The organism is Streptomyces sp. NPDC107528 (assembly GCF_055639295.1).
Genome location: NZ_JBVKAV010000004.1, coordinates 88,076 through 105,871, shown reverse-complemented (window position 1 = coordinate 105,871; position 17,796 = coordinate 88,076). Strand labels below are relative to the sequence as shown.

The 17,796-nt window shown below is 71.0% G+C and carries 11 protein-coding genes and 1 pseudogene; 7 read left to right on the top strand and 5 right to left on the bottom strand.

Features of this window, described 5'->3' with window-relative positions:
• Nucleotides 1-330 precede the first annotated feature (330 nt).
• The gene (locus ACZ7L5_RS14060) at nt 331-2,181 is read left to right on the top strand and encodes a S9 family peptidase (RefSeq protein ID WP_471516832.1); all 1,851 of its coding nucleotides are present in this window, start codon (nt 331-333) and stop codon (nt 2,179-2,181) included.
• A 131-nt stretch (nt 2,182-2,312) separates the two neighbouring features.
• On the opposite strand, the gene ACZ7L5_RS14055 is transcribed toward ACZ7L5_RS14060, so the two are convergent.
• On the bottom strand, nt 2,313-4,241 hold the full coding sequence (locus ACZ7L5_RS14055) for an NAD-binding protein (protein ID WP_471516831.1): 1,929 nt from the start codon (nt 4,239-4,241) through the stop codon (nt 2,313-2,315).
• Between the two features lie 183 nt (nt 4,242-4,424).
• Between ACZ7L5_RS14055 and ACZ7L5_RS14050 the strand changes: the two genes are divergently transcribed.
• The 4 genes from ACZ7L5_RS14050 (at nt 4,425) to ACZ7L5_RS14035 (ending at nt 7,945) form a co-directional block, all read left to right on the top strand.
• On the top strand, nt 4,425-5,468 hold the full coding sequence (locus tag ACZ7L5_RS14050; RefSeq protein WP_471516830.1) for a permease: 1,044 nt from the start codon (nt 4,425-4,427) through the stop codon (nt 5,466-5,468).
• Nucleotides 5,465-6,322 carry a TIGR03943 family putative permease subunit gene (locus tag ACZ7L5_RS14045; RefSeq protein WP_471516829.1) on the top strand — a complete coding sequence of 286 codons (858 nt, stop codon included), beginning with the start codon at nt 5,465-5,467 and terminating at the stop codon, nt 6,320-6,322. The genes ACZ7L5_RS14050 and ACZ7L5_RS14045 overlap by 4 nt, the downstream gene beginning before the upstream one ends.
• A gap of 77 nt (nt 6,323-6,399) precedes the next feature.
• Complete coding sequence (locus tag ACZ7L5_RS14040) at nt 6,400-7,614, top strand: amidohydrolase family protein (protein WP_363033764.1); 1,215 nt, start codon at nt 6,400-6,402, stop codon at nt 7,612-7,614.
• Nucleotides 7,615-7,756: 142 nt separating this feature from the next.
• Entirely contained in the window at nt 7,757-7,945 is a 189-nt protein-coding gene (locus ACZ7L5_RS14035; RefSeq protein WP_363033762.1) for a ferredoxin, read from the top strand.
• A gap of 6 nt (nt 7,946-7,951) precedes the next feature.
• On the opposite strand, the gene ACZ7L5_RS14030 is transcribed toward ACZ7L5_RS14035, so the two are convergent.
• From ACZ7L5_RS14030 to ACZ7L5_RS14020, 3 genes are all read right to left on the bottom strand, one after another.
• Entirely contained in the window at nt 7,952-8,710 is a 759-nt protein-coding gene (locus ACZ7L5_RS14030; protein WP_471516828.1) for a glycosyltransferase family 2 protein, read from the bottom strand.
• Nucleotides 8,711-8,975: 265 nt separating this feature from the next.
• On the bottom strand, nt 8,976-13,106 hold the full coding sequence (locus ACZ7L5_RS14025; RefSeq protein ID WP_471516827.1) for an nSTAND1 domain-containing NTPase: 4,131 nt from the start codon (nt 13,104-13,106) through the stop codon (nt 8,976-8,978).
• A 478-nt stretch (nt 13,107-13,584) separates the two neighbouring features.
• On the bottom strand, nt 13,585-14,748 hold the full coding sequence (locus ACZ7L5_RS14020; RefSeq protein ID WP_471516826.1) for an ATP-binding protein: 1,164 nt from the start codon (nt 14,746-14,748) through the stop codon (nt 13,585-13,587).
• Nucleotides 14,749-15,059: 311 nt separating this feature from the next.
• On the opposite strand from ACZ7L5_RS14020, the gene ACZ7L5_RS14015 reads away from it, so the two are divergent.
• Entirely contained in the window at nt 15,060-15,788 is a 729-nt protein-coding gene (locus ACZ7L5_RS14015) for a DUF6193 family natural product biosynthesis protein (protein ID WP_471516825.1), read from the top strand.
• Between the two features lie 287 nt (nt 15,789-16,075).
• Here ACZ7L5_RS14015 and ACZ7L5_RS14010 read toward each other — a convergent pair whose 3' ends face one another.
• Nucleotides 16,076-16,639, bottom strand: a complete 564-nt coding sequence (locus ACZ7L5_RS14010) for a dihydrofolate reductase family protein (protein ID WP_471516824.1) — start codon at nt 16,637-16,639, stop codon at nt 16,076-16,078.
• Nucleotides 16,640-16,781: 142 nt separating this feature from the next.
• Here ACZ7L5_RS14010 and ACZ7L5_RS14005 point away from each other — a divergent pair.
• A pseudogene (locus ACZ7L5_RS14005) lies at nt 16,782-16,981 on the top strand (site-specific integrase); the annotation flags it as partial.
• Nucleotides 16,982-17,796: the final 815 nt, after the last annotated feature.

Below are 17,796 nucleotides of genomic sequence, written 5' to 3'. Positions count from 1 at the left end.
GACCTGCGTGAACGCCCGGCTATCGAGCGATCAGTCCTTCGGTCGGGCCGGTCAGTCCTCGCGGGCCCGCAGCGAGTACACCAGCGGAACCCGCGGCCGGCCCGCGGGGAACCGTCATGGGGAACCGGAAGCAGCCGTCGCGCTCCTCGAAGGACTCGAATCGGCGAGGTCGTGGAAGGCTCCGGCGGCGTGCAGCGGGACGCGTTCGTCCCACATGGTGCGGTTGGCCTCGTTCCACTCCGGGGGATCGCGGAGCGCATGGTCGCGAAGTTATCCACAGGCTGGGGGCCTCGGCAGCGAATTGTGGGCCGGGCCAGGCACTATGGGGCCATGACTGAGAGCCACGGGTCCGATTCGCGGGATCACCACATGCAGGACAAGGGCACGCCGGGCAAGGGCATGCCGGACTGGGAGAAGCGCTTCCGGGCCCCCCGGGTGTCGCTGCCCGACTGGGCGGAGGACGCCCCGGACCGCTCCTTGTTCGTGTCGAACGCCACAGGGACGTACGAGCTGTACGCCTGGGACCGTGCGACGGGAGAGCAGCGCCAGGTGACCGACCGGCCGAACGGCACGACGGACGGTGCGCTGACCCCGGACGGCGCGTGGATCTGGTGGTTCGACGACAAGGACGGCGACGAGTTCGGCGTCTGGCGCCGCCAGCCGTTCACCGGCGGCGAGGACGAACTCGCGGCGCCGGGCCTGGACCCGTCCTACCCGGCCGGCCTCGCCCTCGGCCGGGACGGCCGTACGGCGATCGTGGGCCGCTCGACGGACGAGGACGGCACGACCGTCCATCTGGCCCGCACCGGCGAGCCCCCGGTGGAGATCTACCGCCACCGCGAGTCCGCCGGGGTCGGAGACCTCTCGCACGACGGCACGCTGATCGCCGTCGAGCACACCGAGCACGGCGACGCGATGCACTCCGCGCTGCGCGTCCTGCGCTCCGACGGCTCGGCCGTCGCCGAGCTCGACGACACCAAGGGCGGCACGCAGGAGCTGGGCCTGGAGGTCCTGGGATTCGCCCCGGTGGACGGCGACGCCCGCCTGCTCATCGGCCACCAGCGGCGTGGCCGCTGGGAGCCGCTGGTGTGGGACGTGGCGACGGGGGAGGAGACGGACCTCGCGCTGGAGCTGCCCGGTGACGTCAGCGCCGAGTGGTATCCGGACGGGACCGGCCTGCTGATCGCGCACAGCTTCGAGGCCCGCAGCGAACTGTTCCGGTACGACCTGTCCCGGCGTGAGCTGGAGCGGATCCCGACCCCGGCGGGCTCGGTGTCCGGGGCGACGGCCCGTCCGGACGGCAGCGTGGAGTACCTGTGGTCGTCGGCGGCGGAGCCGTCGGCAGTGCGGTCGACGACGGGACGGGTGGTGCTGGATCCGCCCGGCCTGAAGTCCCCGGGCTCGGTCCCCGTGGAAGACGTGTGGGTGGAGGGGCCGGGCGGCCGCATCCACGCCCTGGTCCAGCGTCCCGCGGGCGCCGAGGGCCCCCTCCCCACCGTCTTCGACATCCACGGCGGCCCCACCTGGCACGACAGCGACGCGTTCGCGGCAGGCCCGGCGGTCTGGGTGGACCACGGGTACGCGGTGGTGCGGGTCAACTACCGCGGTTCCACGGGCTACGGGCGTGCCTGGACGGACGCGCTCAAGCACCGGGTGGGCCTGATCGAGCTGGAGGACATCGCTGCGGTCCGCGAATGGGCGGTGACCTCCGGCCTGGCCGACCCTGCCCGCCTCATCCTGACCGGCGGCTCCTGGGGCGGCTACCTCACCCTCCTCGGCCTCGGCACCCAGCCGGACGCATGGACGCTGGGCATCGCGAACGTCCCCGTCGCCGACTACGTCACGGCGTACCACGACGAGATGGAAGCCCTGAAGGCCATGGACCGCACCCTCCTGGGCGGCACCCCGGAAGAGGTCCCGGAACGCTTCGAGGCCTCCTCCCCCCTGACCTACGTCGACCAGGTGAGGACCCCGGTCTACATCGCGGCCGGCGTGAACGACCCCCGCTGCCCGATCCGGCAGATCGACAACTACGTCAAGCGCCTGGAGGCCCGCGGGGCGGTACACGAGGTGTACCGCTACGACGCGGGCCACGGTTCCCTGGTCGTGGACGAGCGAATCAAGCAGGTACGCCTGGAACTGGACTTCGCGGAGCGGCACTTGAGGGGTTCGGCTGCTTGAGGCCGGCACTTCTCAGCGCCGGCCCAGGCACTCCAGCCCGTCTGGGGGCGGCAGCCCCCAGGGGCCGGGGTCGCAGGGGCGGAGCCCCTGGAGGACGGGACGGGTAGGGGCGGCGGGGCGAAAAACACCCCCTAAGCCCCCGCCCGCTCCCGCGACCGCCTCCCCAACAGCTCAGCCAACCCCCGCCGAGTAGCCGCCAGCACCACCCGGTCCTCCTTCTGCAGGACATACGCGTCGGGCAGATCCCACACCCACCCCGACACACCACCACCCACCCCGCCGCGCTCCTCGTACGCCTCCTCCCCCGCAGGCTCCTCCCGCCGCTCATCGCGCCGCTCGTCCCGCGGCGTCCGATCCAGCGCCAGGACCCGCCACGCCCCGGCCCTGAAGGTTTCACCGACGGTCTTGTCCTCAAGCTGTGGATGACCACCCACATCCACCGCGGCGAACAACAACACCCGCCGCTCGACAGGAATCGCCCCCAGGATCTGCCGCCCCATCATCGCCCCGGCGAACGCGGGCGCGGCCAGATGCGTCACGCTGCGACTGCGCGTGGACGCATGGGGGTGCGCGGCCCGCAGGGTCCGGTACACGGCGGTGGCGAAGTCGTCGTCGTACAGACGAAGGACCACGCGGAGGTCCGGCCGCACGGAGCGGGCGTACAGCGCGGCCTCCAGATTGGTGGTGTCCGCGCTGGTAACCGCCAGCAGCGCATGAGCCCGATGGATCTTCGCGGCCTCCAGGACCCCCTCCTGCGTGACGTCCCCGAGCACCACAGGCACCCGCAGCCGCCGCGCCGTGGCCATCCCGCGCGCGTCGGGGTCGGCCTCCACGCACACCACGGGGATGTGCAGTTCCCGCAGCCGCGTCAGCACCCGGGTGCCGATCTTGCCCAGGCCGAGCAGCACGACATGCCCGCCCAGCCCGCGCGGCGGTTTGCGCAGGGCGGACGCGGAGCGGAAGGTGCCGAGGGCCTCCAGGACCGCCGCCAGCAGGACCGGAAGCAGCAGCAGACCCATCAGCCCGGACAGCAGTTGGAGGATCTGCCGGGCCAGGGACTGGTGGAGGGCCGGTTCGTTGATCGCGAAGAGGTCGAGGAGGGTCATGTACGTGGCGTACAGCGGGTGTTCCCCGGTCACGACCGTCAGTGCGACGGCAAGCGCGGCCACACACCCGACCAGCCCGGCCAGCGACCACCTGAGCCGCCGTGAGAAGAGCGAGGCGAACGACGGTACGACGCCTCGCCCCGAGGGCAGGGAGGGACCCGCGTACGACACCTGCTCAAGGACGACCGTCCCGCGGCCCCTGGCCTCCTGCACGGCCGCCGCGTCCGGCAGCAGCAGCGGTCCCTCTTCGTCGCCGTTCTCCGAACCGTCCGTCCCCGCCGGGTCGTTGCTGGTCGTGGACAGCAGGGCCAGCGTGGCAAGCCCGGCCGGGGCCGCCTGCCCCGGGCGCAGGGGCGGGCGCTCCACCGCGCGCAGCAGCAGGCCGTCGGTCTGTACGACCTTGGTGGTGCCGGCGACGGCCGTGGCGGCCAGCGCGGGGGCGGCCGTATCGGCGTCGGACAGGACGGTCGTGGAGGCGTCGAGTCCGGCGTCCCCGGCGCCCGTCGCCAACGCGGCCGCCTGGTCGAGGAGTTCCTCGATGTGCTGGCCCAAGCGCCGGTTGTACAGCCGCAGGACGAGCCGGAGGCGGGGGTTGAGACGGCGGGCGGTGAGGGCGGCGCGGATGTTGGTCTCGTCGTCGTCATAGACGAGGGCGAGCGCGTCGGCCCGTTCCACGCCAGCGTCGGCGAGGGCGGCCTCCGTGGCCTCGGGGGCCTCCACCACCCGGATGCTCCCGGCCGGTTCGCTGCCGCCGCCGGCCCCGCCGCCCGCACGGTTGACGGCCGCGCTGACCGCCCCGAGCAACGCCGCCGACGCGGCCCGGGCACGGCCCACGACCGGTGGTCGTACCGTGCGCTCGGAGGGTGGCACGAGGAGCGTCACCTGCTCGCCGTACACCCCACGCAACTCGGCGGCCAGCCGGTGCGCCAGCCCGTCGTCGCCGCACACCACCATGTGTGCGGCCGTGTCACTCCCTAAGCCCTGATTCGGAACGCTCGCCACGAGGGAAAAGAGTGCCTCAATGTGACGGGCGGTTCCAGAAGTGGCCCCCCTCGGGTCTGAACGCCCGCTCGCGCCGGGCCGTACTGGAGGGGAGGGAAGCCAGCGCCCTACCGCACCACCGGAGGTACCTCGCCCGTGGCGATCACCAAAGCGGCCCCGCAGCAGACGGACGGCGGGACCGACGACCGCGATGGCCGCCGCACACCGCGGGGGCGGGCCGGGGAGGAGGGCCGGCACCTCAACTCCCCGCTCCTGCTCACCATGCTCATGCTCGGGCTGGTGCTCCTCCAGAGCCCGATCCGCCGCGCGCTCTCCGCACCGGTCATGCAGAGCTGGACGACGGTGTTCGTCGCGGTCATGGTCCAGGCGCTGCCCTTCCTGGTGCTCGGCGTGCTGCTGTCGGCGGCGATCGCGGTGTTCGTGCCGCCGTCCTTCTTCGCCCGTGCCCTGCCCCGCCGTCCCGCCCTCGCCGTCCCGGTCGCCTCAGCAGCGGGCGCGGTGCTGCCGGGCTGCGAGTGCGCGTCCGTGCCGGTGGCCGGGGCACTGGTCCGGCGCGGCGTGACCCCGGCCGTGGCGCTCGCGTTCCTGCTGTCCGCGCCCGCGGTCAATCCGATCGTGCTGACGGCGACGGCGGTCGCGTTCCCCGGCAACCCGGAGATGGTCCTCGCCCGCCTGGTCGCGAGCCTGTTGGTGGCCTGCGCGATGGGCTGGCTGTGGTTGCGCCTCGGCCGCACGGACTGGCTGAAACCGCCGTCCCGCCAGGCCTACGACGGCCAGAGCAAGGGCGAGGCCTTCTGGGGCTCCGTCCGGCACGACGTGATGCACGCCGGCGGCTTCCTGGTGGTCGGCGCGATGGCGGCGGCGACGCTCAAGGCGGTGGTCCCGGAGACGTGGCTGAGCACGGCGGCGGACAACCCGGTGCTGTCGGTCCTTGCCCTGGCGGTCCTCGCCGTGGTGCTGTCGATCTGCTCGGAGGCGGACGCGTTCGTGGCGGCGTCGCTTTCGCAGTTCTCGCTCACGGCCCGGCTCACCTTCCTCGTCGTGGGCCCGATGATCGACCTGAAGCTGTTCGCGATGCAGGCGGGCACCTTCGGCCGCGCCTTCGCCCTGCGTTTCGCACCGGCCACGTTCGTGCTGGCCGTGGTCGTGTCGGTGCTGGTCGGGGCAGTGATCCTGTGAACCGTCAGGCCCAGTCGGCGGTCCTCTTCCTGCTCGGCGCGTCCCTGCTGCACGCGGCCACCACCGACCTCTACCTGCGGTACGTCAAGCAGGGCCTGCGCCCGCTGGTGCTGGTGGCCGGCGCGGTACTGGTCGCGGCGGCCGTGGCGACGGTCTGGTACGAGCGGAAGCGGGCACGGCGGCAGAAGCAGCACACTGCCGACCACGCGGAGGGCCACGAGAGCCACGAGAGCCACCAGGCACATGGGAGTCAGGCCCACGACGGCCATGAGGGCCACGACGGCCATGAGGGCCACGACGGCCAGGAGGCCCGCGACAGCCACGAGGCCCACGAGGACCACAGTCACCGCGAACCCCGCATCTCCTGGCTCCTCGTCCTCCCCCTCCTCGCCCTGATCCTGGTGGCCCCGCCCGCCCTGGGCTCGTACAGCGCGACCCGCACCGGTACGGCCCTCCAGGAGCCCCTGGCCTACCCCGCCCTCCCCGCCGCCGATCCCCTGAGCCTCAGCCTCGTCGACTATGCGGGCCGCGCCGTCTACGACCACGGCCGCACCCTCCGCCACCGCCAGGTCCAGCTCACCGGCTTCCTGGCCCTGGACCGCGACGGCACCCCCTACCTCGTGCGGATGGCCCTCAACTGCTGTGCCGCCGACGCCCAGCCGGTCAAGGTCGCCCTGACCGGCCAGGTCCCGCCGGTCCTCCAGCCGGACACCTGGCTCCGGGTCACCGGCACCTACGTCCCGCGCCGTGCCGAGGACCCCGTCAACGGCGGCCCGATCCCGTTCATCGAGGTCACGGCGGCGAAGCCGGTGGCGGCGCCGACGGACCCGTACGACGAGAGCTGGAACAGCTGACGAGTGCCCTCTCTTGCCGGTCCCCGGCACGCCCCCTACGCTGAATCTGATGGGTCGTCAGATTCGGGAGGCATGGCGTGGCCAGTACCGAGAGCGGCACGAAGGACCTGCCCAAAGTCATCAGCGTGGACGATCACGTGATCGAGCCCGCGCACCTCTTCGAGACCTGGCTCCCGGCCAAGTACCGGGACCGGGGCCCCAAGCCCCTCACCGCGGGGATCGGGGAGCTCGAGTACGTCGGTGGGAAGTACCGTTTCACGACGGACCCGGCGGGCCAGATCACCGACTGGTGGGAGTACGAGGGCGGCCTGTTCCCGTACAAGCGCATCATCGCGGCCGTCGGCTTCTCCCGGGACGAGATGACGCTCGACGGCATCACGCGTGAGCAGATGCGGCGCGGCTGCTGGGACCCGAAGGCCCGGCTGGCGGACATGGACATCAATCATGTCGAGGCCTCGCTCTGCTTCCCCACCTTCCCGCGCTTCTGCGGCCAGACCTTCGCCGAGGCCAAGGACAAGGAGGTCGGGCTGGCGTGCGTGCGCGCCTACAACGACTGGATGGTCGAGGAGTGGTGCGGCGACAGCGGCGGCCGGCTGATCCCGCTGTGCCTGATCCCGCTGTGGGACATCGACCTCGCGGTCGCGGAGATCCATCGCAACGCGGCGCGCGGGGTGCGGGCGGTGACGTTCAGCGAGATTCCGACGTATCTCGGGCTGCCGTCCATCCACTCCGGCTACTGGGACCCGTTCTTCGCGGCCTGTGAGGAGACGGGCACGGTCGTCAACATGCACATCGGGTCCTCGTCGCAGATGCCGGCCGCGTCCCCCGACGCCCCGCCCGCCGTGCAGGCCTCGCTGAGCTTCAACAACGCCATGGCGTCGATGATGGACTTCCTCTTCTCCGGGGTCCTGGTGAAGTTCCCCCGGCTGAAACTCGCTTACAGCGAGGGCCAGATGGGCTGGATCCCGTACGCCCTGGAGCGCGCGGACGACGTCTGGGAGGAGCACCGGGCCTGGGGCGGTGTGAAGGACCTGATCCCGGAGCCGCCGTCGACGTACTACTACCGCCAGATCTTCTGCTGCTTCTTCCGCGACAAGCACGGCATCGAGGCGATCGAGACGGTCGGCGTCGACAACGCGACCTTCGAGACGGACTACCCGCACGTCGACTCGACCTGGCCGGAGACGAAGCGGGTGGCCGCGGAGCATGTCGGCGGGCTCTCCGACGAGGTGGCCTACAAGCTGCTGCGCGGAAACGCGATCCGGATGCTCGAACTCCCCTTTGATCAGTGACGCGTCGTGATTGATCAAGGGTGAGTCAGGGCTGGGTCAGGGCTGAGTCAGGGCTGGGTCAGGGCTGGGTCAGTGATTAAGGAGGCGTGGTGGCTGGGCAGTTCAGTCGTGTAGGCGACGGCGGTCCGCGACGGGAGCACGGATGAAGGTCTCGATCGACACCAACCTCTGTTACGGCTCAGCCGAGTGCGTGCACAGGGCTCCGTCGGTCTTCGACTTCGTGGACGAGTACGGCGTGGTCAGACCGGGGCGGGAGGGCAGCGGCGACGACCCGCAGGTGCGGGAGGCCGCCGAGAAGTGCCCGTCCCAGGCCATCTCCCTCACCGGGTGACGGCGTTCACGGACCGGTCGGGTACTGCCACCCGAACGAGCCCAGCGCCCGTGCCCTGGCCTCCACCACCGCCATCCGGGCCTGCCGCTCCGCCGGGTCGACGTGCGCCGACTGACCCGTCACCTGGCCGTCCCACTTCCGGTAGAGCAGCCCCGCCTCCGCCGAGAACCAGCCCCGGCTCACGGAGTTGAGCGCGAGCAGCAGGCCCGTGTCCTCGGACGCCGGGAGGGCCATCCAGCCGCCGAGGGCGAGCAGCAGGTCCCGGCGTATGCACAGGGTCGCGGGGTGGACCTGCGCGCGGAAGTCGTTCGCCCGCCAGAAGTCGAGTACGGCGCCCTGCTCGATCGGCCCGTCGTCGGGGTCGCCGGGGAAGCCGGCCGTCGAGCCGTCCGGCAGCAGGTCCAGGACCCGCGAGGTCGTCCAGCCGACGGCTGGGTCGGCCTCGAGCACGGCCAGGTCGCGGGCGAGCGTCCCCGGGGTGAGCTGGTCGTCGGCGTCCAGGATCTTGGCGTACTCGCCCTCGGTGTGCGCCAGCGCGACCGTGCGGGCCACTCCGGGGCCTCCGGGGCGTCCCTGACGGAACGTCACCCGCGCGTCGTCAGGGACGTACGGGCGGACCTCGTCGGTCTGTCCGTCCTCCTGGATCACCCAGTGCCACTCCCACCCCGGCGGCAACTCCTGTGCGCACAGTGACCGGTGGGCCTGCGGCAGGAACGCCGCCGACGGGCCGTGGACAGCGGTGACGACGATGACGCGCCGGGACAAGGCGGCCCTCACCACCTTTCAGACATGCGAAGGCCCGACCGCTGGCGACGGGGGATGCACCAGCGATCGGGCTGGGGCCAACAGTAACAAGGCTGCCTGCCTCGTGGGAGCCGCCTCATCCGCTGCGATGACGCGTTGTGATCGGGATCACGGAAACCGCTGTCCGCCGCACCCCCGTCATGCCACTTGCGTTCCCGCCCCGTCACTGAGCGCACGGAGCGAGGGCGAGCCGGGAGCCGCGGGCCGTATGCCCGCACGGGCGGGCCTAGTTCGCGCACGGTGGCTCGTACGACAGCCGAGGCAGGTACTCGTGCCACTTCTCCCGCGTCAGCACGCCCTGCGTGGTCGCGCAGACGCGGTTGATCGCCTGGTCGACGTCCAGGTTCCAGAGCCGGACCGTGTCGGTGCCGCTGGAGACGCCGAGCATGTGGCTGGTGGGGCTGAACGACAGGAAGTTGCCCGTCGTGGCGTTCGGGCTCATCGCCGTACCGATGGCCGAGGCGTCGGACGGGCTCGCGACGTTCCACAGCCGGACCGTGTTGTCGTTGCCGCCGCTGGCCAGATAGCGCCCGCCCTTGCTGAACGTCAGGGAGACGACGGCTTCGGTGTGGCCGCTCAGGGGCTCCCCGTGACGGGTCGCCCGGCCCGGGTCGGTGACGTCCCAGAGCCGTACGGTGTCGTCGTCCCCGCCGCTGGCCAGCGTATGGCCGTCCGGGCTGTAGGCGAGCGCGTTGACGGGCCCGGCGTGCCCGGTGAGCGGTGCGCCGCGCAGGGTGGGCCGGCGCGGGTCGGTCACGTTCCACAGCCGGATCGTGCTGTCCGCGCTGCCGCTGGCGAGCGTGCGGCCGTCCGCGCTGAAGACGAGGGAGTTGATGTAGCCGTTGTGCCCCTTGACGGGCGCGCCGAGCGGAACGACGTGCTCGGGGTCGCTGACGTTCCACAGCCGGATGGTGCGGTCGTCGTAGGCGGTGGCCAGCGTGCGGCCGTCCGGGCTGTACGCCAGCGCGTCGGGGCCCATGAACCGGGTGCGCAGGGTGATGGGCGCCCCGAGCGAGACCGGCCGGGTCGGGTCGCCGACGTCCCACAGATGCACGGCGCGGTTCCCGGTCAGCACGGCAAGGGTGTGGCCGTCGGGGGAGAACAGCAGGGACCGCTGGCCACCGTCGCCCGGCATGAAGGCGTCGTTCAGCAGCACCGGCCGGGCCGGCTTCGCCACGCTCCACAGCCGGATACTGCCGTCGCGAGCGGCTGTGGCCAGCACTCGCCCGTCCGGCCGGAACGCCCCGCCGCGGCCGATCATGTCCGATGTCGGTATCGACCACAGGCGGACCTTGCTGTCGCCGCTGCCGGTGGCGAGCGTACGGCCGTCGGGGCTGAAGCCGAGCGCGTACATCTCCCCACTGGCACCCGCGAGAGGCTCGCCGACCTGCGAGGGATACGCCCGGTCGCTGACGTTCCACAGGCTCGCCGTGCTGTCCGCACTGGCGGCGGCGAGCATGTCGCCGTCGGGGTTGAAGGCCACCGACCAGATGGGGCCGGTGTGCCCGGTGAGCGGTGCGCCGAGCTGCCGGCCACGGCGGGGGTCGGAGACGTCCCACAGCCGGATCGTGTCGTCCGCGCTGCCGCTGGCGAGGGTGCGGCCGTCCGGGCTGAACGCGACGGAGTGCACGAGGTCGGTGTGTCCGGTCAGCGAGGAGACCGCCTTCGGCCGGTCCGGTTCGGCCACGTCCCACAGCCGGATGGTGTCGTCGTCGCCCCCCGCCGCCAGCGTCCTGCCGTCCGGGCTGAACGCCACCGACCGCACGGCGGCGCCGGCCCCGGTCAGCGGCTCGCCCAGCGGCTCGGCCCGCTCCGGATCGCCGACGTCCCACAGCCGTACGGTCCGGTCCTCGCTGACGGAGGCGAGCGTACGGCCGTCAGGGCTGAAGGCGACCAGGTAGATCGTGGCGTCGTGCCCGGTCAGGGGCGCCCCGAGCGGACGCGGCCGGTTCGGCTGCCGTACGTCCCACAGCCGGACCGTGCCGTCGTCCGAGGCGCTGGCGAGGGTGCGGCCGTCCGGGCTGAAGACGGCGCTGCTCACCCAACTGCGGTGCCCGGCCAAGGGTTCGCCCAGGGGCTTGGGCCGCTCCTGGTCGGAGACGTCCCACAGCCGTACGGTCTGGTCGTAGCTGGCGGTGGCCAGGAGCCGTCCGTTCGGGCTGAAGGTGGTCAGGTAGACGGCGCCGGTGTGGCCGCGCAGGGGCGTGGCCAGCGGGGCGTTCACGATCGAGATCAGCCGGCTCTTGGTGTCCTCGTCGTCCGGGCGCAGCCGGTGCGCCACCAGGTCGAGCTGGGCGGACAGCGACGGGTCGGTGTACTGGAAGCGGTCGGCCTCGGCGAGCACCTGCGCGTACACGGCGTCGTCCCGCTGCTGCCAGGCGACCACCGCGGCCCCGACGGCCACCATCACCAGCGCGAGCAGCGCCGCGACCGCGCTCCGCATGATCCAGACCGTACGCCTGCGCAGCCTGACCGAGGCGGCGAGGAACTCCACCGCGCCCCGGGTGAGGAACGTGTCCCCGGCGGACCGTGCCCAACTGTGGGCCTGCTCCAGCCGGGAGCCCCGGTACAGCAGCGACGAGTCCCGTGCGGACTCCTCCCAGGCCCGGCCGTCCTCCTCCAGCCGCTGGCGCAGCAGATTGCCCTGCCGGTCCTCGTCGATCCAGTCCCGCAGCCGCGGCCAGGCATGGAGGAGCGCCTCGTGCGTGATCTCCACGGTCTCCGCGTCCAGCGTGACCAACCGGGCCCGCACCAGCGCCTCGAGCGACTCCTCCGTCTTGTTCGGGTCCGTCGACTCCTTCGCCAGCTGCCGCCGCGTTCCGCGCCGCCGGGTCGTCTGTGTGTCCTCGCCGAGCCGGACCAGCCTGAGCAGCAGCAGCCGCGCTGCGGTACGCGCCGCCGGATCGAGGCCGGACCAGGCCCGCTCGGCGGTGGCCGCCACGGCACCCTGAATCCCGCCGGCCGCCCGATACCCGGCCAGCGTCAGCCGCCCGGCCTTGCGCCGCTGCCAGGTGGCGAGCAGTGCGTGCGACAGCAGCGGCAACGCCCCCGCGTCATGCGTCCCCCGCGGCCCGTCCGCACTCACCTCCCGCACGATGAGCTCCGCCAGCCCCGGCTCCAACTCCAGCCCCACGGCCTTGGCCGGCCCGGTCACAGCCTCCCGCAACTCCGAGGCCGTGAGCGGCCCGAGCACCATGTGCCGGTGCTGCAACGCGTCGGCCAGCTCCGGGTGCGCGAGGCACTGCTCGTAGAAGTCGGCACGTATGCCGAGAACCACGAGAACGGGCGGCGGGTCGCCGGGTTCGACGGGGGTGCAGGCGGCGTGGAGGAGCTGGACGAAGGTACGGTGGTCTGCTTCTTCGGGGCAGAGGGTGAAGGTCTCTTCGAACTGGTCGACGATGAGGACGGGCGGGGTGGCGGGGGCGACGGAGTCGGTGGAAGTGCCGGCGCCGGAGGAGCGCTCTGGATCGGCGTCGGCGTGGACGTGGGCGCCGTCGTCAGCGCCGGAGGCTTCGCGCCGGGCCCAGGCGCGGACGGCGGCGCGCGTGCGGCGCCCGAAGTCGGCGCGGAGCCCGTCGGCGCCGGTTTCGTCCCCGTCCTTCGCCCGCCAGCCCGAGCCCGCCACGTCCGCCACGTCCGCCACGTCCGCCGACCGGACCACATCGGCGAGTTCCGGTATCCGACGGGTCAGTTCGGCAAGCGGATCGGCGCCCGGCACGAGCTGCACCACAGCGCCCGCCGGACCGCTGCTCCCCGCCCCGCCCAGGGCGCCGTTGCGCAGGGCAGTCACCAGACCGGCGTTCAGCAGGGAGGACTTGCCGGCCCCCGAGGCGCCGACGAGCATGACGAGACCGCCGGTCTTCTCCACGGCGCGGAGCTGAGCGACCAGCGCGTCGGTACTGCGCTCCCGCCCGAAGAACCACCGGGTGTCCTGCTGCCGGTACGAGGCCAGCCCTCGATAGGGGCACACCCCACCGGCCACCGCGGGCGCCTCGACCGAAGCCTGGAGGTCCTCCTCTTCCCCGGAGGTGGCCCGCTCCCACAGCCGCTGCCACTGCCCCAGGTCGTACAGCCCGGCGGACACGGGCGCGGGCCGCGCGCGGCGCGCCTGCGGAACCAGGACATGCAGTACGGCTGACAGCGCGGCGAACTGGGCCGGCACGTTCTTGGCCCGACGCCAGTCACTGATCCGCTGAGCGGACACCCGTACGGGACGCCCCCGCTCGTCGACCCGCTGAAGCCGTACGACCGCGTCGGCCACACTCTTGAGCGGCGGGTTGCCGGCCTCCTTGTAGAGCAGCGCGAGCCGTTCCGCGAACGCTGTGCGCGCCGCCGAGTCGGAACTCAAGGCCTCCACTCCCTTACTCCGCCGCTACTCCGCCCCACCTGGTCTTCCGGACCGGAAAACTCACTTTATATGGCTGACCTGCGGCTAAGACGGCGACCGGAGACCGGATGCTCCTCTCCGGCACGCTCGACTGGCAGGATCATGACGCAATTGCGCACCCCCCGCGCGACGCCCAGGCAGGCCACCAGCCCAGAGCCCGGAGAGACCACTCATGGCGCCGCATGTTCTCGGACACCTTCGACACGATTCGTTTTCGCAGGAACGACGAGCCCCCGACGCCGCCCCAATCCAGCTCGACCCGCGCTGACCCGCCGACACGGCACGTCACCCACGGGTCGACACCTCCTCGCCGTTCGGCACCGGTCCCCACGAGGGGAGGGACCGGTGCCGGACGACGCGGCTGAGTGGTGTACCGGCGAGCTCAGGGCTTCACGGCCGCTTCCAGGGCGTCCAGCAGCATGGTGAGCGCCGTGTCGACCGCTTCCGCTCAGCTTCTGCGGGTGTCTGCGACGATCCGGTCGACGACGGCCGCGGCCTGCTCCGGGTGTCCCTCCAGCCAGTTTCCGAGGTGCTCCCGGACGGCCTCATCGACGCAGGCGCGTACTGCGGGATTGCCCAGTACTCCGCGGGTGGCGCCCTCGAACGAGGGATGGTCCAGCTTCACGGACACGACCGCCGCCAGGCCCTCGCCGATCCGATCGGCGCTGACATCGAGGTCCGGCGCCGACAGCACTCGTCGCTCACGTGCGTAGGCGTTGACCGCGGCCGTCACTCCGTCGCGGAAGCCCAGCAGGTGTGTGCCGCCGCCAGGGGTGGGCCGGCTGTTGGCGAAGCTGCGGACACGCTCCTCGTGGGAGGCGTGCCACCGCAGGGCTACCTCCGCCGTCCCTTCCATCCGCGGGTCCTCCCATTCGAATGCAATGACATCCGGGTGCACGGGCATCCCTGCTGAGGCGTGAGGAAAGGTGATGAAGTCTCTTGCCTCGCCCAGGAACCGTACCGACTGGGGCTCGCCCGGGGGACGTGCGTCGGTCAGGGTGATGCCCAGGCCCCGGTTCAGGAGGGCCAGTTGCCTGAAGCGTTCTGCCAGCACCGCGAATGAGCACTCCACGGTCTCGAAGATGCCGGAGTCGGGCCAGAAGGTGATGGTCGTCCCGCTGCCGGATGCCTGCCCCACGGCGGTGGGCGGGGTGACGGCGACGCCTCGCACGTACTCCTGAACCCAGCGGGCGCCATCGCGCTGCACCTCGGCCGTCAGGCGGCTGGAGAGGGCGTTGGTGACGCAGGGCCCGATGCCGAACAGGCCCACGGCCGCGGTGTTGCGGCCGACGCGCAGCGCCCCGGCGTACATGCCGGTCAGTAGAGCTTCGAGGCCACCGAAGCCATCCGTCTCCCCGGTGGCCTCGACGGGGACACCGGGCCCGTCGTCGGTGACCTTTACGCCGCCGTCGGAGGTAAGGGTGACGTCGACGGAATTGGCGTGGCCGGCCAGGACTTCGTTGACCGCCCGGCCCACGACCTCGAACACCGCCTGGTGCAGGCCGCGTTCGCTGGACGAGCCCACGTACATCCCGGGCCGCTTCCGTATGGCCTCCGACCCGTGCAGCACCTTGATGTGGGTGGCGTCGTACCTGTTGGCGTTCTCACTCACGAAGTCCCCCTCCGACCGTTTCCCGCAGTGCTGCCCAGCCTAGGTGATTCTCCGAAAAACACCAGGTCAGAGCCGGTGTAGCGAAGACGCGGGTGGGCGGGTGAGCACCTGCCTGGATGCACCTGACCCAGGGGTCGAAGTGGACCCGGAGATTGCGGTCAGACCCGGGCCGAGTCCGCGTACGGCCCCTTTCCGGGCGGCCCCAGGCCCTTGATTTCAGGGCGGTCCACGGAGTGATGTCAGTTCATCCGCCTCCTGCGCTATGCCCGACCGCCGCGCTCTTGGTGGCGTTGCGACGGCAGACTGTGGAGGTGGACTCTGACCTTTACCCCGACCTGGCTGCTGCGGGCAGCCTTGCTGCAGCGCTGCAACAGCTGGCGTCCGAACTCGGTGTCGATCTGACGGTGATTGCCATCGAAGGCGGCTCACCCGTCACCGCAGGCATCGCTACGCCGGTGGCAGGGCGCAAACCGCTGTCCGTCCACATCGGGGCAGCCAGCCGCTGGTTCAGTGTCTCGGGTTGGGGCCAGGGGATCGAGCTCATCACCGGTGCCACGACGGAACTGGCGGATGTCGTCAGAGCTGGTGCGGCGTGGGCACAGGGCGGGCGACTGGCGGAGCTGCGAGCTGGGCTGCCGTTCTTGCAGTCCAGTGAACGCGCGGAGGCTCACGAACGCGGGCCGGCGGAAGTGGTGGAGCTGCAGTGGCGAACGATTCGGGAGCAGGCGGCCGAGGCCCCGGATTTCCCTGAGTTCGGCGCACTCGTGGAAGCGGCTCATGCTGAACCGATGCTGCGGCAGCTCTACGTGTTTTCGAGCCACTGGACGCTTGGCTTCAGCTCCTGCACCGGATTTCCGTTCCGTGTTGAGGTGGGCATCGCCCCGTTGCGCAACGGCAGTCCGTACCGCGTGATGAAGCACCTGCGGGCCGAGGTTCTCGGCGAGACAGTCACGGCCGGAGAAGCCGTCGCCTTGGCGGTGTCCTACCTTCCCACCGGCCTTGGCCCGGCCGTGGAGGGACCCGCGGACCGAAATGCGTGACGCGCACGATCGCCGCCGCACCCTGCCGGAACGACGAGCTGCGACTCCGCCGACCTGAAGGTCGTGGGCTGAGATGTCAGGCTTCGGGGGCCGCCCTTCGAGTTCGACCTGCCGGGTCACCCAACTGTCGTCGCCGACCTCGAAGTAGAACCACGTGTCTTCTTCGTCCCAGTAGCTGCGGAACCATCGCGTCACCGGCTGATCCTGGCCCACCAGCATCGTTCCCTGCATCTACTTGGTCAGTCGAACCAGACGACGAGCCGTAACCCCGGACGCCAGTCACGCGGTCAGCGCTTGGTCTCGTACCTGGTCAGCAGCACGCCGTCGGGAAACGTCCGGGTCTCCACCAGGCTCAGGTTCACCCAGTTGTCCAGGGCTGTGAAGAACGGCGTGCCGCCGCCCACCAGGACCGGATGGGTGGCGATCGCGTACTCGTCGATCAGCCCGGCCCGCATGGCGGCCGCGGCGAGTGTGGCACCGGCGATGTCCATGGGGCCGCCGTCGCCGGCCTTGAGCCTGGTGATCTCGGTGACCGCGTCGCCGGTGACCAGACGGGTATTCCAGTCGACCGCGCGGGGCGTAGAGGAGAACACCACCTTCGGCATGTCCCGCCAGCGGCCGGCGTACTCGATCGCCGCCGGTGTGGCACCCGGCTCCTTGTCGGCGGTCGGCCAGTGGGAGCTCATCGTCTCCCACAGCTTGCGCCCGTACAGCGCCAGGCCCGTCGCGTCCACCCGGTCGGACCACCACTGGAACAGCTCGTCGCTCGGCACGCTCCAGCCGAGGTCGTCGCCGGGCGCGGCGATGTAGCCGTCCAGGCTCATGTTCATGGCGAAGGTCAGTTTCCGCATGGCGTCAGCCTCCCGTGAGTCGGTATTCGACGTACAGACCAGCACGGCGCGCAGGACTCATCGGCCAGGCCACACCGAGGGCCAGTTGACCACCCCGCCAAGCAGATGCTCTGTCACCGCGGCAGGAAACCGGGCTGCTCCTCTCTCTGACCACGGCATCCCCCTGGAGCAAATCGCGCTCTTGGTCGGGCACGGCAGCCCCAAGTCACCACGGGAGCGGTCTACCGCAAGCAACTTCGGCCCGTGATCACGCAGGGCGCCGAAGCCTTGGATGACATCTTCGCCGTAGATCAGGAAGAGGGGGAGACTGAGGATTCGGAAGAGGGCGACGCGGTGGTCTGACCAAATGCGTGTGGCCCCCCGTTTGGCCCCCGGGCATGAAAGAGGCCCATTCGCGATCACGCGAATGGGCCTCTGACCTGTGTCGGGGTGGCGGGATTTGAACCCACGACCTCTTCGTCCCGAAGCAACTTGCCGTAGCGCTCTGCCATAGGTTGGTGCGCCTTTCACCTGCTGCGATGGTCCGCAGATGTCCGCGCTCGTCCGCCGCTGTGTGTCGGCGTTGTTACGCAGTTAGACACTCACTGGTGCGGCTCCCGGGGCGCGGTATCAGCGCGCGCAACGCAGTTCTCCGGGTGTAGGCATAACTCTTGCATGTGGCAGACCAACTCGGGGAGCCCAGGCCGCAGCGGGGTGGGAGTGGTCACTCGTGGGTGCCTACTGCCAGCGCTGGTCGGCCCCGGACGGCCCAGGAGGGTACTGCTTCGCAAGGGCAGACGTGACAGGTAGTGCGCAACCGCTCGAGTCGAAGGCATTTCTAGAGCGCCCCCGCACTCTTCCACCTCCCGGCTTCTGCCGCTCGCTGCGGCACAACGTGCCCAACTCCGTGTTCCCCGCCCCATACCGGAGTCAACGACCGCCTAACCACGTAGGACACGGCCCAAGCACCGCAAATACCCAGTGAGCAGTACACCTAGGGGCAACTGGGATGATTGGGAGATCGATGCTTCATCATCGGACTAGGTCGAGCGCTATATCACGCCAATTTCGCACGTAATCAAGCGCGAAAATCGGCACCTCAAGTTTGGCTCAAGCGGGTTGCCGGCGTTCTGATTTACGTGCGAAAGTTTACCTCGACCAACAAGCGCAGCTGCAAT

Excerpts from the sequence above, each read along its gene's own strand:
- ACZ7L5_RS14010 (WP_471516824.1), bottom strand. The coding sequence starts at position 16,639 with ATGCGGAAACTGACCTTCGCCATGAACATGAGCCTGGACGGCTACATC.
- ACZ7L5_RS14060 (WP_471516832.1), top strand. The coding sequence starts at position 331 with ATGACTGAGAGCCACGGGTCCGATTCGCGGGATCACCACATGCAGGAC.
- ACZ7L5_RS14055 (WP_471516831.1), bottom strand. The coding sequence starts at position 4,241 with ATGGTGGTGTGCGGCGACGACGGGCTGGCGCACCGGCTGGCCGCCGAG.
- ACZ7L5_RS14035 (WP_363033762.1), top strand. The coding sequence starts at position 7,757 with ATGAAGGTCTCGATCGACACCAACCTCTGTTACGGCTCAGCCGAGTGC.